Genomic DNA, 15,171 nt, shown 5'->3' with positions numbered 1-15,171 from the left:
AGTGAGATCCAGGACCTTATCTGAAAGACACGTTTGAGACTGCAAATCTCGGTATTTTTGCAGGATAACGTGCTTTTTTTATGCAACTACAGGGTAAATTCAATCAAAGTCACCAGCCTATGTAGGAGCGGCCGTTGGCCGCGAACAATCTCACTACGTAGCACAGTCCGATCGCGGCCAACGGCCGCTCCTACAGGGTGGGGGAGGTACGAGTATCGGGGTTAGGAAGTGTCTGCCGGAAAAACTCTTCGGGCTCAAATCTATCCAGCCCCGCCAACAGATAATCCGCCCCCCGCAAGGCCCACTTATCACCAACGCCCACCGCCGTCATCCCCGCGGCCCTGATCGCCGCCACGCCCGCGGCGGCGTCCTCGAACGCAAGGCATTGGCCCGGTTCCACCGCTAGCTCCCGGGCCGCGGCCAGGAAAATATCCGGTGCCGGTTTTGGGGCCGTCTTGGTCGGGTCCGCAATCACGGTAAAGCAGTCAGCGATTTCCAGTGCCTGCAATACCGCCGGAGCGTTTTTACTGGCGGAGGCCAAGCCGATGGGAATGCGCCTGGCGCGCAGCCAGTGCAGCAACTCCCCAGCGCCCGGCAGCAGGTCCGCCGGGGTCAGGCTTTTGATCAACTCTCGGTAGCGATGATTTTTGTACTCGGTCAGTGCGACTTTTTCCTCTTCACTGAACGCGACACTCCGCCCGCGCAGAATCACTTCGAGAGAAGTCATGCGCTCCAGGCCTTTTAACTTTTCCTCGGAATCCGCCGTCCAGGGCAGTTGCAGTTCGTCTGCCAGCTGGCGCCAGGCCTGCAGATGTAAGCGGGCGGTATCGGCGATCACGCCGTCCAGGTCGAAAATGGCCGCGCGGAAATTCATTGGGCGTACACCTCAGCGGATTCCCGTTTGCAGACGAGCGGCTGCCCCGGCTCACTGAGTCGGAGAATCTCCTCGCCGTGATGGATGGTGACGGGATCGCCGCTGATCAGGGTGTAGCTGGTGCGGTCGGTACCGGCATCCAGCTCCAGGGTGCGCCCGCGGAACTGGATGCGGAAGCGGTAGCCCTCCAGCCCCTCGGGAACGTAAGGGTTGAAACTCAGCTGCTTGTCTTGCGTGCGCATACCGGCAAATCCCTGCACCATGCACAGCCAGGTGCCGCCCATACAGGCGGTGTGCACGCCGTGCTGGGTGTTGTTGTGGTGGTTATCCATGTCCATGCGCGCCACCTGCCGGAAATAATTCAGGGCTTTTTCCGGGTATCCCACTTCGCTGGCGACAATGCTGTGAATGCAGGCGGACAGGGTGGAGTCGTGTGTGGTGCGCGGTTCGTAGAAGTCGAAATTGCGGCGCTTCTGCTCAGCGGTGAACTCGCTGCTCTGCAGAAACATGCCCAGTAATACGTCCGCCTGCTTGCACACCTGGTGGCGGTAGATCACTAGCGGATGGTAGTGCAGCAGCAGGGGATAGTGGTCCGCCGGGGTGTTGGCGAAATCCCATTTCGGTTTGTTCAGGAAGCTGTCGTCCTGGGGGTGGATGCCCAGGGCTTTGTCTTCCGGCAGGTTAATGGCGTCCGCGGCGCGGCGCCAGGCTGCCCGTTCTTCCGGTTCCAGTTGTATGCGCCGCGCCAGTTCGACGAAGGCCTGCGGTTCCTGTGCCCGCAGCCAGTCGTGGACCTCGCAGGCGTAATCCAGATGCGCGCGGGCCATCAGGTTGGTGTAGAAGTTGTTGTCCACCAGCGCCGTGTATTCATCCGGTCCGGTGACTTCGCAGATGCAGAAGCGATTGTCGCGGCGCGGGTTGTAGTGGCCGATCTCCAGCCATAGCCGCGCGCCCTCCAATACGATCTCCGTACCCTTGTCGCGCAGGAAGTCTGTATCGCCGGTGACGCGGCAGTAGTGGCGCACCGCGTAGGCGATATCCGCGTTGATATGGAATTGCGCGGTGCCGGCCGGATAGTAGGCGGAGCACTCCTCGCCGCCGATGGTGCGCCAGGGAAAGAGGGCGCCTTTTTTAATTGCCAGCTCCCGCGCCCGCGCCCGAGCGGCGTCGAGAATCGAGTGGCGGTATTCCAGCAGCCCGCGCGCCAGTTGCGGTTGGGTATAGAGAAAAAAGGGCAGGATATAGATTTCCGTGTCCCAGAAATAATGCCCCTCGTAGCCGTCGCCGGAGAGGCCCTTGGCGGCGATATTGGTGCGGCTATCGCGGCCCAGGGACTGGAAGAGGTGGAAGAGGTTAAAGCGCATTCCCTGTTGCAGCGCCTTGTTGCCGCGCACCTCCACGTCCGAGGCGGACCAGAAGCTGTCCAGTTCCCGACGCTGCAATTCGGCGTAGTCGTCGAAACTCCGGGTAGCGCAGTTTTCCAGATAGTCGCGCAGCTGCGCCGGGTCCGGCAGGCCCCGGTTCTGCTCGGCGAAGTAGGCCAGGTATTTGGTGAACTGTATCGATTGTCCGCGACGCGCCATACAGCGGTATTCGACAGCTGCACGCTCTTTGCCCTGTTGCGAAGATTGCTCGCAGGCACCGTCGCAGTCGATGCGGTGTAAGACGCCGGAGGCGATAGTGAAGTCGCTGCTGAGCACTTTCTGCCTAAGTGCCAGATGCCCACCCTCGGCGGTGGATTCCAGTGTGCGGATATCCCTGCGGTCGATAGGGGAGGCCAGGCGCGGGTCGTCGCTTTTTTTCATTTGCACCAGGCCCGAGTCCAGCGCGGAGATCAGGCGCACTTCGCCGTCGAAATCCAGCGGCGTAACCCGGTAGTGCAGAACACAGAGATGTTTCTCCACCAGGGAAACCAGCCGGCGGCTGTGCAATTCGAGGGTTTTTCCGGCGGGTGATCGCCACACCAGATTTCTTTCCAGTATCCCCGCGGCCATATCCAGGCGGCGTTCGAAGCTGAGCAGTTCGCCCTCTGCAAGGGAAAAACGTTCGCCGTCGATAGAGAGGCGGATCTGCTTGCCGTCGGGCACGCTGAGCATCCGCTGGTTGTGTCTGGCATAGCCGTACGCGCGCTCGCCATAGGTAATGAGCTCGCTGGCGTAAACACCGTTGAGATAGCAGCCATCGGCGAAGGGCTCGGGATCGAAGCCTTCCTCAAAGGTACCGCGCAGGCCGATAAAGCCGTTGCCCAGGGAGAAGAGGGTGGCATTGAGGCTGTAGTTTTGTGGGTGGAATTCGCTCTCCACCAGTTCCCAGGGATTGGGGACTTCTTGTTGTTTCATACCGCAGGCTCGGAGTGGACGGATCGGATGAGCACCACCGCCGGGTGGCAGCGGTGCGGCTGTTGCCAGTGTAGCGTTTTTGCGGTTTGATTTGCAATCGATTGCAATTTTATGATTTCGAAAGCTGAAGGTTCTACTGAATTTTGACTAAATGTTTTATAACTTATTGATTTTTAAGTATATTTAATAGATGTCCGATACTCGCTTCAGCAAAGCTGGAGCATGTTTTGGGTGTCTCTACAGCCTTCTGGATGCAAACGATTGCAGCATAGCGATGCCTGCGCCATACTGTTGCCCTCTGCCGGTGCATTATCCGCCGGGGTTTTCGAGCCATTTTTCTATTTTGGTCGAAAAATATACAATAACGGGTTGGCGCGTCCTGCCAGGGCGGAGCCGCAGACAAAATAAGAAATCCGCTATGAACAATCAGCGCATCCTGTTCTCCCTTTTCGCCATCTACCTGGTCTTCGCCATCCTGCTCAACAGTGTCGGCACGGTGATTCTGCAGGTGATCAACACCTATCAGGTGAGCAAGTCCGCGGCCAGCGTATTGGAGGGATTCAAGGATATTCCCATCGGCCTGGTGTCCTTCCTGGTGGCCTCGCAACTGCCGCGCTACGGGTTCAGGAACGCGATGCTCACAGGCCTGGGAATCGTCACCGCCGCCTGCCTGTGCATGCCGCTGCTGCCCGGTTTCTGGACCACTAAACTGCTGTTTCTGGCCGTGGGAATTTCCTTCGCGCTGGTCAAGGTATCCGTCTATTCCTCCATTGGCCTGCTGGCGCGGGATGGCAAGGAACACGCGGGCATGGTGAACACCCTGGAAGGGGTATTTATGGTGGGAGTGCTCGGTGGCTATTGGCTGTTCGGTGCTTTTATCGATTCCTCCGATCCGGCGTCCACGGGCTGGCTCAAGGTCTACTGGGCCCTGGCGGGTATCTGTGCGTTGGCTTTCCTGCTGCTCTGGACCACCCGAATGGATGAGTCCGGCACCCGTGTGGAGGGCGAGAGTCCGGCGCGGGAATTTTTTGACATGCTTCGCCTGGTGGCCAGGCCGCTGGTGTGTATTTACATCGTCTCCGCCTTTTTATATGTGCTGGTAGAGCAGGGCATAGGCACCTGGCTGCCCACCTTTAATAACGAAATTCTCAAACTGCCCGCGGCCATGAGTGTGCAGGCCACCAGTATTTTCGCCGCGGGCCTGGCCGCCGGTCGCCTGGGTGCCGGCGCGGTGATGCGCCGGTGGCACTGGTATCCGGTGCTGAATGGGTGCCTGCTGGCTATGGCGGCGCTGGTTCTGGTGGCGCTGCCGCTGGCGGAAGGTGTTCGGGCCAACCCGGATATCAACTGGTTCAACGCCCCGGCGGCGGCGTTTATCCTGCCGCTGATCGGCCTGTTTATGGCCCCCATTTATCCGGCGATCAATTCGGTGATGCTGAGCTCGCTGCCCAGGCACCAGCACTCGGCGATGACCGGCCTGCTGGTGATCTTCTCCGCCCTGGGCGGCACCACCGGCTCGCTGATCACCGGTTCGGTATTCGAGGCCTTCGACGGCCGCTTTGCTTTCTACCTGTCCCTGGTGCCTATCGGGGTGATCCTGTGCACCCTGTTCTTTTTCCGGCGCGCGGTGGAGCGTGACGGGCGAACGGATTTTGCCGGTGCGGCGGCTTCGCCCGGGCACTGAGCTATTTGTGGGGTGGATAACTTCGCGGCGGTTTTACAAACGATTGCAGCCCGCCTAAGATGGCGGGCCTGTCAATTTCCAAAGTGAAGTTTCTATGCCCAAAGATTCCCCCACGCCCGTGTCCATGTCCGATATAGCGCGCCTGGCGGGAGTCTCGGAGTCCACGGTTTCCCGGGCCCTCAACAACAGCCCGCTGATCAACGAAAAAACCCGCGAGCGCATCCAGAAAATCGCCCGCTCCATGAACTACAAGGTCAATGAGAGCGCACGCAACCTGCGCCTGAAGCGCAGCCACACCATCTCGGTAGTGATCAATACCGGGGAGGGGGGCGGCCAGTCTTTTTCCGATCCTTTTATGATCGATATGATCGGTGCCATTGCCGACGAACTGGCACGGCACAAATACGACCTGCTGTTCTCCAGCAGTATCGTCACCAGTGCCGACTGGCACTCCTACCTGCTGGGCTCCCGCCGTGCCGACGGAGTGATCGTGATCGGGCAGGGCATCGACGACAGCCCGCTGCGCGAACTCCATCGACTCGGCGATCCGCTGGTCGTCTGGGGAGGAACCCAAAAGCCAGGCGCCGATTACTGTATTGTCAGCAGTGACAATGTGATGGGGGGGCGTCAGGCCACCGAGCACCTTGTCGGGCTCGGGCGCCGCAAAATCATTTTTCTCGGCGATATTGCCCACCCGGAAATCGAGGCCCGTTATCGGGGCTACCGGGCAGCGCTGAAGGATGCCGGTCTGGAAAGCGGGGAGCGGCATCTCGACGTGGCCTTCTCCAGCGAATCCGGCTACCAGTGCGTGATGGATTTACTCCAGAAAGACGCTCCCGATTTCGATGCCATCTTCGCCGCCGGCGACAATATCGCCATGGGCGCCATCAAGGCGCTGCAGGCCGGGGGGCTTCGCGTGCCGACGGATGTGGCGGTGGTGGGGTTCGACGATGTCCCCATTGCCCCCTTCTACACCCCGCCCCTGACCACCGTGCGCCAGGACATCCACCGCGGCGGTGAATTGCTGGTGGACAAGGTGATGAAGCTGGTGGGCGGGCGCAAGGCCGAGTCGGAGGTGTTGCCCACAGAGCTGGTGCAGCGCGCCTCCTGCGGTGCCGATCCGGGTTACCAGCCGTCGGCCTGACCTGTTGTTATCTAATGTGCGAATGCCGCCAGCCCATCAGACAATCTCCTGTTCAAACTCCTCAACCCGGTTCATCCAGCCGTTGAGAAATACTTGTTGCGATGGGTTTGTCTGTACGATCAGGCGGTAGAAGTCCCTGCGTTCCTCCAGCAGGGCCTTGAGAAATGTTTCTCCCTTCTGCTCCTCCGTCCACTCAGCGCCCCGTTTTGTATTCGGGCCCATGACTCCATCCATGGAAAGTGGAGGTTGGTATCCCGCCCGGTTGCAGACATTCTGTACGAATTTTATCGCCCGCTGCGGCCCGTGGTTGACCGCGCAATCGAAGACAAACGGCTGTACGGATAGTGGGAGTTGATCGATTTTTGGAGCGATATAGTAGTTACGCCGATAAATTTCCCTGGCCACTTCCTCGCTGAGGGATTCCACTTCCTGGCGCAACGCCGCATGGCCCAGATAGGCGGACAGGGTTTTCTGGGTGATACCGTATTTGGTCGGCCCGCCGCGATCCGCCGGGTGATCGACAAAGTCTCCTTCCCGGCGAAGGATATCGTCGATCATCTGTTCGATATTTGGCATTTTTTTCCCTCGCATATCGTGTATATAGTAGAGAAGCTGGTTGTAGTATGACTTTATAATTCAGCTGTACACAGCCTTATCTATGGAATGCTTCTTGATTAACTTCCCCAGCGCCCGCCGCTCCTTGCCGGAGATTCTGGCGGCCTGGCTGACGTTGCCGCGGGCAAGCTGAAGCAGGTCACACAGGTAGCTTTTCTCGAACTCGCGGATGGCATAGGCCTTGGCGGTCTGGAAGTTGGGAAGTTCGGATACGGCTTCCGGTTCCGAGGGCGGGTATTCCGCAATGTTATCGCAGTCGCCGAGATGGATGATATTACCTTCCACCAGCAGAAATTCCCGCAGCAGGTAATTTTCCATTTCGCGAACATTACCCGGCCAGGGCTGTTCCTGAAGCCAGCGCAGGGCTGCTGGAGACAGGCGCTTTGGGGAAACCCGGTGCTCCTGGTTAAACCGGTTGATCAGCTGCTCCGCGATCAGGCAGATATCCCGGTCGCGTTCCCGAAGGGGCGGCATGGTGATATTCAGCACATTGATGCGGAAATATAAGTCTTCGCGAAAGGTTTGCTCTGCAACGCGCCTGGACAGGTCGGCATTGGTGGCGGCGATAACGCGCACGTCTGCGCGGCGGCAGGCTTCCGCGCCCAGTGGCCGATATTCCAGGGATTGCAGGAAACGCAGTAAAGCCGCCTGGGATTTGAGGCTGAGGCTGTCGATCTCATCCAGGAATAGGGTGCCGCCCTCGGCAATCTCCACGAGTCCTTTTTTACTGGACTTGGCGTCGGTAAAGGCTCCTCTCTGGTAGCCGAACAGTTCGCTCTCCAGCAGTTCATCGGGAATGGCGCCACAGTTGATAGGGATAAATCCACAATCGGCACGGCTGCCCAGGTAATGAGCCGCACGGGCGGCATTCTCCTTGCCGGTTCCCGTTTCCCCGCGGATCAATAAAGGAGCATCGCACTGGGAGACTTTTTGGATCAGCCTGGCGGTATGCAGGAAAGGTTCCGACCTACCAATCAGGTTCATTTCAAAAAGCCGGCTGAGAATTTCCCTATCTTTTGGCGATGGCGTGTTGTACTTGGGGAATCTGTAGCGATCAATGCGGGCCCGAAATTCCTCCTTGCAACAGGGCCAGACAATAAAGTCGTGGAACTGGCTGAGAAACTCTGTCTCCAGGTGAAGTGGATCACCATCTACAAGACAGAGATTGATACCCTTGCGGCGAAGATGGCGGGTCACTTGATCCCGGTAGGAAGCGCTGCCTGCGCTTTCTGAGTCGAGAAAAAAAATATTTATTCCGGAAGGAGAATTCTCATGGAGTGTGTCACAAACGGGTTTTCCGTTCGGGTCCGACAGGCCAGATGATGTAATCAGATACCGGCATGCAGGATAGTCGGTAAGCAGCGGTAGAAAGACGGTATCCCTAACCCCGGGAAAAGAGAATATAAAAAGCGAATCCATTGCCTGGGCCCCTGGTGATTTCCCAATCCATTGTCAATTATTTACTTTGGAAGAGTCCGCCTGCTAGACAATTGTGACAATTGTTCAGAAATGGATTTTCGATGGTGGATGTCTTCCTGTAACAGCTCAATTACACTCCGCTTACACGGAGATATTTATCGTTGTTATTCCGTGAAAACCATTACACATCCTGATGGCTTATGGGGACCAATGTGGGTAGTAACGCTACGCCCAGATAATCGATAAATCAAGAGGAATTTTCTTCTGCCAAAAGGAAAAGATGCCAGCTTGTTATCTCTTTCATGTGATTGGCGCAGATGGGAAAAGTATGACTTTTGTAGGGCCATAAACAGTTGTGATGGATATTGCAGTAAGAGTTGACCCATCGCGTTCTTTTTGACCCACCAGGAAAAGCTTTTTCCTGCAAAAACCGGGTCGCCATTGACCCACATCTCAGAGTCCTTCACTGGAATCCCATAAAGATCAATAAGTTAGCCACCTGTTGGGATATGGCACAGGGATTGCTCTAGATCATGGAGAACACGGAGGCTGTGACAGACGACAGACGTTTGCAAAGCCCATAAAACCGGACGCCTTGGTTGGAGGCGATTCAGGAAGCAGCCACATAAAGGACTACTGTGCCAGACATCGGCGATCAAACAGAGCGGGAAATGGATTCTGTTGCTGAGGAAATTGCCCGCTATATGCGCCAGCGCGGAAGGGCGGCGGATACCCTGGAGGGAATCACTCACTGGTGGTTATTACGCCAGCGCCTCTATGAAGGGCGCCAGCAGGTGGAGCACGCGGTGGATTACCTGTGCCGGATCGGCGTTGTGGAAAGCAGGACGCTGCCGGATGGATCGGTTGTCTACAGCGCGGCGACGAAGAAAAACGATCAGGCCGAATAATAGGGCAATAACAGCGATAGAGATGTACAGGAAAATAAATGGCAGATTTCAACAGTATCGCCGCAGTGAGCAGCAGTATCGTCCGTTTTCTCGACTTGAGTTTTCGGGAACTGCAGCCAATCGCCGGCCGCAATACACCCGTACGCCTGCTGCGCACCAGGGACCTGGACCCGGAAAATTCGGCTCTAATTACTTTGCCCTCACTCTCCGTATTTTTGTACCGGGTGGATTTCAACAAGGTGATGCGCGGTGCCTGGTCGGCGGCTTCCGCCTACGACGGACACAGCCACCTGCCATTGGATCTGCACTACCTGATTATTCCCTGGGGGGAAAACGCTGATCACGAGCATCGTATTATCGGCCGTGCCATGCAGAGCCTGGAGGACACGCCCATATTCTCCGGACCCACTCTCGATCCGATCACGCCATGGGCTCCCAACGAGTCCATTCAAGTATGCCTGGAAGACCTGTCCACTGAGGATGTGATGCGCACCTTCGACTCACTGCCCCTGGACTACAAACTGAGCATCCCTTATGTGGCGCGTATCGCGGTTATCCACGGCCTGCGCGACGACCTGGCCCCGCGCGTGTCCACCACCACCTCGGGAACCACACCAGAGGTGCGTGGCGCGTGAGTATTGAGAATCTTGAATACGATTTCCGCAGCAGGCGTCTGGCCCTCGGGCTGGATTTTGTCGATGCTGAGCGGGAGGCGGAACTTGCCTATCCTGTGCGAGTGGAAGTCGAATGGCAATCTCCCCACCGAACGCCGCTGCCGAGAAACCGATATGATTTTTCCCAGCTGGGCGTCGCGGTACACGGTTTCATGCGCAGCAGTTCCGGACGCTACTCATTGAGTTATTTCCCAACTATTCGAGAGCAGGTGGACGTGCGTATCCACGACTATGGCCGCCGCTATATTCCCCGGCGGTTGCGGGTGCCCCTGCGCACTCTGGCAGAGGTGGAAGCTATTGAAGCGGCGGAGTCGACCGATTATTTAGAGGGCAGGGTGCGCACCATCACCCTGTTTCCGGGAGCGGCCTACTACCATTCCTCCTGCGCCACCGGCCTGCGCGGACGTGTGGTGCGCGACGGCGAACCCATGCGCTGGGCTTTTGTCGAGGCCCGTCTGCCCGATGGCGGTGCGACCGTCGCTCGCACCCGCGGTGACGACCGCGGCGAATTCCTGCTGCTGCTGTCTCCGGATGCGGTACCGGGCAGTGAACTGAACTCGACACTGGACATAGAGGTTTCCATCGCCGGCCCGGCAGCACCCCCGGTCCCCCCTTCACCGGCACTGCCGGAGCTGGACTCCTTGTGGGATTTGCCGCTGGAAGAACTGCCGCCTTTCAATGTTGCCGACAATGTCAGCAACGGCGAGTCGGTGCCTCCGGGTTATGTCACAGCGCTATCGACGGTGCGCGCAGTGCAGTTCGTCGTCGGTCGGGTGCTGACCGGAAGGGATGAGGCGGATTTTGATTTTGTTATGCCCTGATTTTCCCAACAAGGCATCTCTGTAAATAGCGACGTAGGGTGTGCCGTGCGCACCGGGCGGATCTGGAACCCGCGCAGCTCTGGTGCGCACGGCGCACCCTACGGTAAGGGCCGGAATAGTCATTTTAGAGATGCTCTTCAGAAAACCGAGCTACCAAATAGCGCCACTGCAACAGGCAGTCAGCCAGGGTGCTAGCAAGAACCGATTATGCAAAGGAGATAAGTCACCATGCCTGAGTATCTAGCACCCGGCGTATTTGTAGAGGAAGTGAGCTTTCGCTCCAAGTCCATCGAAGGTGTACCCACCAGCACCACCGGTTTTGTCGGCCTTACCCGCTGGGGGCCCGTCTGCTATCGGGACGCCGATATCCAGGGGCCGTCCAGTTGCGAACCGCGGCTGATCACAAGTTTTACGGAATTCGAGCGGGTTTATGGCGGTCTGCGGGAGATCTCCGTCGGCGCTGCCGCCCCAGGAGAGGAACGGTTGCCCTACCTGGCGCACGCCGCGCGGGCATTTTTTGAAAACGGCGGCAAGCGACTGTACGTCTCCCGTATATTCGTTCCCCGCGCGGGTACCGGTGCCCCGGCCTGGGGTGTAGCCAGCCACAGTATTAACGTCAGTGATATCAATGCCACCTGGACTGCCCGCTGGCCTGGGGCGCTGGGCAATGTGTTCGTGCGCACCGAGGTGGTTCGCAGCAAGAACCTCGCCTACAGCCATCCGGAATTTGGGGTACAGGCCCAGCGGGCAAAGGCCGGTGCGGTGGTGGAGGTGATTGCCGGCGCCGCCACCGACCCGAATATTCCCGTGCCCGACGGCAATGACCTCCTCATTCCCGCCAACCTGCGCGTAGTCGCTCTGGATTCCGAAGGCCGCCAGAGCTTTATCGACTCCACCGGCGCGACGCCTGCGATCACCACCGATGATGTGATTCAACTGGTGGAGATGCGCGTGCAGGTCACCGTTGGCAGCGATCGGGTGGAGGAGTATCTGGAGCTGGCGGCATCGCCGGCGCAGAAACGCTATATCGGCCGCATCCTGCAAAAGGATGACCCTGAGGATCAGGATGCTCCGGTCTACCTGGATTGGGATCCGACCACATCCGGGGCTCCCGCCGCAGAACTGCCATTTTTACCCGCCCTACTGATGGTTGCCCTGCAAGGCAACACCAACGGTCGCCTCACCGGCGGACACGATGGCGAAATGCCTGGTCCCGATAATTTCGCAGGGAATGCCGCCGATCCGGACAATATCGAAATCAAGGCCACCGGCCTGGAGGCCCTGGCCGAAATCGACGATATCTCCATCGTCGCCATGCCCGACTCCGGCGACCTGGGCGGCGCCACCGTATCCCGTGTGGCCGCCCAGGCGCTGGTGACCCACGCCACCCGCATGCGCTATCGTATCGCGGTGGTGGACGGACCGGTGGGCAGCTCCCTGAACGAAATACGGGATTTCCGCGGACAGTTCGACAGCAAGTACGCGGCCCTCTACTACCCCTGGATCAAGATTTTCGATCCCAACGAGCGCTTTTCCCAGGGTACTCCGCCGCGGCAGATCCTGCTGCCGCCCTCTGGATTTGTCACCGGTATCTATGCGCGCAGCGATATTAACCGCGGTGTGCATAAAGCACCGGCCAATGAGGTGGTGCGCGGCCTCACCCAGTTCGAAGTCAATATCAACACCCCGCGCAATGAAGTGATCAACCCCGAAGGGATCAACGCCCTGCGTTTTTTCGAGGGGCGTGGCTACCGCGTCTGGGGTGCACGCACCATGAGTTCCGATCCGGAATGGAAATACGTCAATGTGCGCCGCCTGTTCAACTACGTGGAGCACTCCATTGATAAGGGTAGCCAGTGGGCGGTGTTCGAACCCAACAACCAGCGTCTCTGGGACAACATCCGCCGCACCATTGAGGATTTCCTGCTGGTGCTCTGGCGCGATGGCGCCCTGCTGGGCGGCAAGCCGGAGGAGGCTTATTTCGTGCGTTGTGACCGCACCACCATGACCCAGAACGACCTCGACAACGGCCGCCTTATCTGCCTGATTGGTATAGCGCCTGTGAAGCCCGCGGAGTTCGTGATTTTCCGTATCGGGCAGTGGACCAGCGATGCGCGAACTTAACAGGATAGAGAGAACTTTGATATTTCCGCCAACGGATCAACGAGGAAAGCGAGATGGCAACCTACAGAGACAACCCCTACGGCGCCTTCAATTTTATTGTGTCCCTGGGTAATGGTACCGAATCGGAAACCGTTGGCGGCTTTTCCGATTGCAGCGGCTTGGGAAGGGAAGTGAATTACTCCGAATACCGGAATGGCAATGAGCCTTTCAACACAGTGCGCAAGGTACCCAATACCTACAAGAGTGACGATATCACTTTGAAACGCGGTCTGGTGGGTAGTCTGGAGCTGTTCGAGTGGCTGAAGAATGTCGGTGACGGTGCTCACGAGCCGCGGCTGGTCACCATCACCCTGTTGGACGAAGCGCGCAATGCCGTCGCTTCCTGGGAGCTACGCAACGCCCAGCCGAAAAAATGGACCGGGCCCACCCTCGCCGCCAAGGGAGGAGGCGAAGTGGCGATGGAAGAACTGAGCCTGGTTTGCGAGGAATGCACCTACAAGTAGGTGACAGCTCTTCCCGGATAATCCTATGGCATTTGCACTGACACAAGGCACCGTATTCGGAGCGCCCAATCTCTACCGGGCGTCGGACGAAGAGCGCCGTACCCTGGGTGCGGAGCGCATGGATGTCTGCGCCTTTCTCGGCGTGGCCCCGCGGGGACCCTGTCGCGTTCCGGTGGAGCCGGAAGCCAGTTCGCAGGACCGCGCCTACGTGGAAGTAAATCGTGCTCGCCGGCGCTCCGTGGCGGTGGCTGTGCAGAGTTGGGATGACTACCGGCGCCAGTTCGGAGGCTTCGAGGGTCCCGGACGCCTCCCGTATGCGGTGGCGAGTTTTTTCGAACAGGGCGGTCGCCGCGCCTATATCGTACGCATCGTGCACGAATACGGAGATGCGGAAAATCTGCACGCGATGGCACGCGCAGAAATTCCCGGCCTGATTTCCTCCAGTGGGACGGTTACCCTGGCGGCGAAAAACGAGGGAAGTTGGGGCAATCAATTGCGTGCGGCACTGGGCTATCAGGTCCGGCCGCTGGTGCTGGAACCGGGTAGCAGCACGTCTGAACTGAGAATTGGCGCCGATGAGCATTGCCCGGCAGGGAGTCTGCTGCGGCTCACAATTCCGAATGGGGGCGGATCCCCCCAATATGAGTTTCGTTTTGTGGTGCGCCGCGGTGAACGTGGTTTGGCGCAGAGCACGGGCAGGGAAACCCTTCTGCTGCTGAACAGTGCCGCCGGCGACGTGCCATTGCTGGCGGAGGTGGTGGAGGCGAAGCTGGTGCTGGAAGACGGGCGCGGCCTGCGGGAGGAATTCGACCACCTCGGCCTGGCACCGGAGCACCCGCGCTGGCTGGCCAATGTGCTCTACCGGGAATCCGGGTTGGTGAACCCGGAAGAGGGATGGCTGGACGCCACGCTCACTCCCGCCGAAACGTACGGGATACCCAGGGACTGCTACCGGGTACTGGTGGAAAACCCGATTCTGTTCGCCGGTGGTTTCGATCGCTACGAGGATATTGTCCACGGGGACTTTTTCGATCCCCGCTGGGTGCGTGGCAATCCGCAGCCCGGTGACGGCATTTGCGCGCTGACTCACTTGCGGGATCTGTCCCTGGCTGTGGTGCCGGATCTCTATGTGGCGGAGCCGCTGTCGGAAATCCTGCCGGAAGAACCGGTAGTGTCCCTGGCCGGTGCCGAATTCGCCCCCTGTGTGAATCTGCCGCTCGCGCCGGAGCCAATGCAACAGGTACAACACAACCTGCCCGGGTTGCTGCTGGACCCGAAGCTGCCGGAAGACCTGGAGCAGATCATCGATTTGCAGAGGGCGCTGGTGGATCTCGCTCAGACCCTGCGCCATTTTGTGGTACTGCTGGACGTTCCGCCCGGTATCAGCCAGAGCGAGATTATCGCCTGGCGTGTTCACTTCAGCAGCGATTTCAGTGCCGCCTACTATCCCTGGCTGAAAATTTCCAACCTGGATGACGGTCGCGACAGGCTGATCTCCATCAACCCGGCAGCGGTGGCCGCCGGCATTATCGCCCGCCAGGAACTCACATTCGGCGTTCCCCATGGGCCCGCCAACGCCCTCGCGCGCAGTGTGGTGAGCGTCGACGAAAAAATATCCCCGCAGCGCCACGATCAATTACATCCATTGGGGATCAATATTTTCCTGCCGCGGCGGGACGGAATCTGGCTCTCCGCGGCGAGAACTCTCAGTCGCGATGCCGACTACCGGCAGCTATCCGTGCGCCGGCTGATGACCATGCTACAGCGGGTGCTCCGCCGGCAGATGCAGTGGGTGGTCTTCGAGCCCAACAATCGCCGGCTCTGGTCGCGCATCCGACATCTGCTCAACATTTTTTTGCGACAGCTGTATATCGCCGGCGCCTTCAAGGGGGCCAGCGAGGAACAGGCATTTTTCGTGCGCTGCGACGGACAGTTGAACAACCGGCGGGTGCTGGATGCAGGCCAGCTGATAGTGGAGATCGGTGTGGCACCGGCGGAACCCCTGGAATTTATCGTATTGCGCATCGTCCACGATGGCGATGGCACCCTGGCAGTGGAGGCCTAGT

At 58.8% G+C, this 15,171-nt stretch carries 13 protein-coding genes; 8 read left to right on the top strand and 5 right to left on the bottom strand.

Going from position 1 to position 15,171, the window contains the following annotated elements; translation table 11 throughout:
- Positions 1-190: 190 nt before the first annotated feature.
- Complete coding sequence (gene pgmB, locus FHS09_RS19525) at positions 191-874, bottom strand: beta-phosphoglucomutase (RefSeq protein WP_183463052.1); 684 nt, start codon at positions 872-874, stop codon at positions 191-193.
- The gene (locus tag FHS09_RS19520; RefSeq protein ID WP_183463050.1) at positions 871-3,213 is read right to left on the bottom strand and encodes a glycoside hydrolase family 65 protein; all 2,343 of its coding nucleotides are present in this window, start codon (positions 3,211-3,213) and stop codon (positions 871-873) included. Before FHS09_RS19520 ends, pgmB begins: the two co-directional genes overlap by 4 nt.
- 418 nt (positions 3,214-3,631) lie before the next feature.
- On the opposite strand from FHS09_RS19520, the gene FHS09_RS19515 reads away from it, so the two are divergent.
- The gene (locus tag FHS09_RS19515; RefSeq protein WP_183463049.1) at positions 3,632-4,897 is read left to right on the top strand and encodes an MFS transporter; all 1,266 of its coding nucleotides are present in this window, start codon (positions 3,632-3,634) and stop codon (positions 4,895-4,897) included.
- Positions 4,898-4,991: 94 nt separating this feature from the next.
- Positions 4,992-6,041 (top strand): LacI family DNA-binding transcriptional regulator, encoded by a 1,050-nt coding sequence (locus tag FHS09_RS19510; protein ID WP_183463047.1) that lies wholly within the window; start codon positions 4,992-4,994, stop codon positions 6,039-6,041.
- A 36-nt stretch (positions 6,042-6,077) separates the two neighbouring features.
- Here FHS09_RS19510 and FHS09_RS19505 read toward each other — a convergent pair whose 3' ends face one another.
- The 3 genes from FHS09_RS19505 to FHS09_RS19495 form a co-directional block, all read right to left on the bottom strand.
- Positions 6,078-6,617: a glycoside hydrolase family 108 protein gene (locus FHS09_RS19505; protein ID WP_183463045.1), complete on the bottom strand. Its 540-nt coding sequence runs from the start codon at positions 6,615-6,617 to the stop codon at positions 6,078-6,080.
- A gap of 60 nt (positions 6,618-6,677) precedes the next feature.
- A complete protein-coding gene (locus tag FHS09_RS19500) occupies positions 6,678-7,853 on the bottom strand; it encodes a sigma 54-interacting transcriptional regulator (protein ID WP_221192143.1) in 1,176 nt (391 codons plus the stop codon).
- A gap of 386 nt (positions 7,854-8,239) precedes the next feature.
- Positions 8,240-8,527, bottom strand: coding sequence for a hypothetical protein (locus FHS09_RS19495; RefSeq protein ID WP_183463044.1), 288 nt, complete (start codon positions 8,525-8,527; stop codon positions 8,240-8,242).
- A 219-nt stretch (positions 8,528-8,746) separates the two neighbouring features.
- On the opposite strand from FHS09_RS19495, the gene FHS09_RS19490 reads away from it, so the two are divergent.
- The 6 genes from FHS09_RS19490 to FHS09_RS19465 all read left to right on the top strand — a co-directional run bounded on the left by FHS09_RS19490 (position 8,747) and on the right by FHS09_RS19465 (position 15,170).
- Positions 8,747-8,983, top strand: coding sequence for a hypothetical protein (locus FHS09_RS19490; protein ID WP_183463042.1), 237 nt, complete (start codon positions 8,747-8,749; stop codon positions 8,981-8,983).
- A gap of 38 nt (positions 8,984-9,021) precedes the next feature.
- Positions 9,022-9,618, top strand: coding sequence for a Pvc16 family protein (locus FHS09_RS19485; protein ID WP_183463040.1), 597 nt, complete (start codon positions 9,022-9,024; stop codon positions 9,616-9,618).
- Entirely contained in the window at positions 9,615-10,478 is an 864-nt protein-coding gene (locus FHS09_RS19480; protein ID WP_183463038.1) for a hypothetical protein, read from the top strand. The genes FHS09_RS19485 and FHS09_RS19480 overlap by 4 nt, the downstream gene beginning before the upstream one ends.
- 228 nt (positions 10,479-10,706) lie before the next feature.
- Positions 10,707-12,602: a phage tail sheath subtilisin-like domain-containing protein gene (locus tag FHS09_RS19475; RefSeq protein WP_183463036.1), complete on the top strand. Its 1,896-nt coding sequence runs from the start codon at positions 10,707-10,709 to the stop codon at positions 12,600-12,602.
- A gap of 53 nt (positions 12,603-12,655) precedes the next feature.
- The gene (locus FHS09_RS19470) at positions 12,656-13,105 is read left to right on the top strand and encodes a phage tail protein (protein ID WP_183463034.1); all 450 of its coding nucleotides are present in this window, start codon (positions 12,656-12,658) and stop codon (positions 13,103-13,105) included.
- A 25-nt stretch (positions 13,106-13,130) separates the two neighbouring features.
- A complete protein-coding gene (locus tag FHS09_RS19465) occupies positions 13,131-15,170 on the top strand; it encodes a phage tail sheath family protein (protein WP_183463032.1) in 2,040 nt (679 codons plus the stop codon).
- The last annotated feature ends 1 nt before the right edge of the window (position 15,171 follow it).

The sequence above is a fragment of the Microbulbifer rhizosphaerae genome (assembly GCF_014191725.1).
Lineage (GTDB): Bacteria > Pseudomonadota > Gammaproteobacteria > Pseudomonadales > Cellvibrionaceae > Microbulbifer > Microbulbifer rhizosphaerae.
Note: the sequence above shows the minus strand (reverse complement) of the source record. Positions and strands in the feature narration are given on the sequence as shown.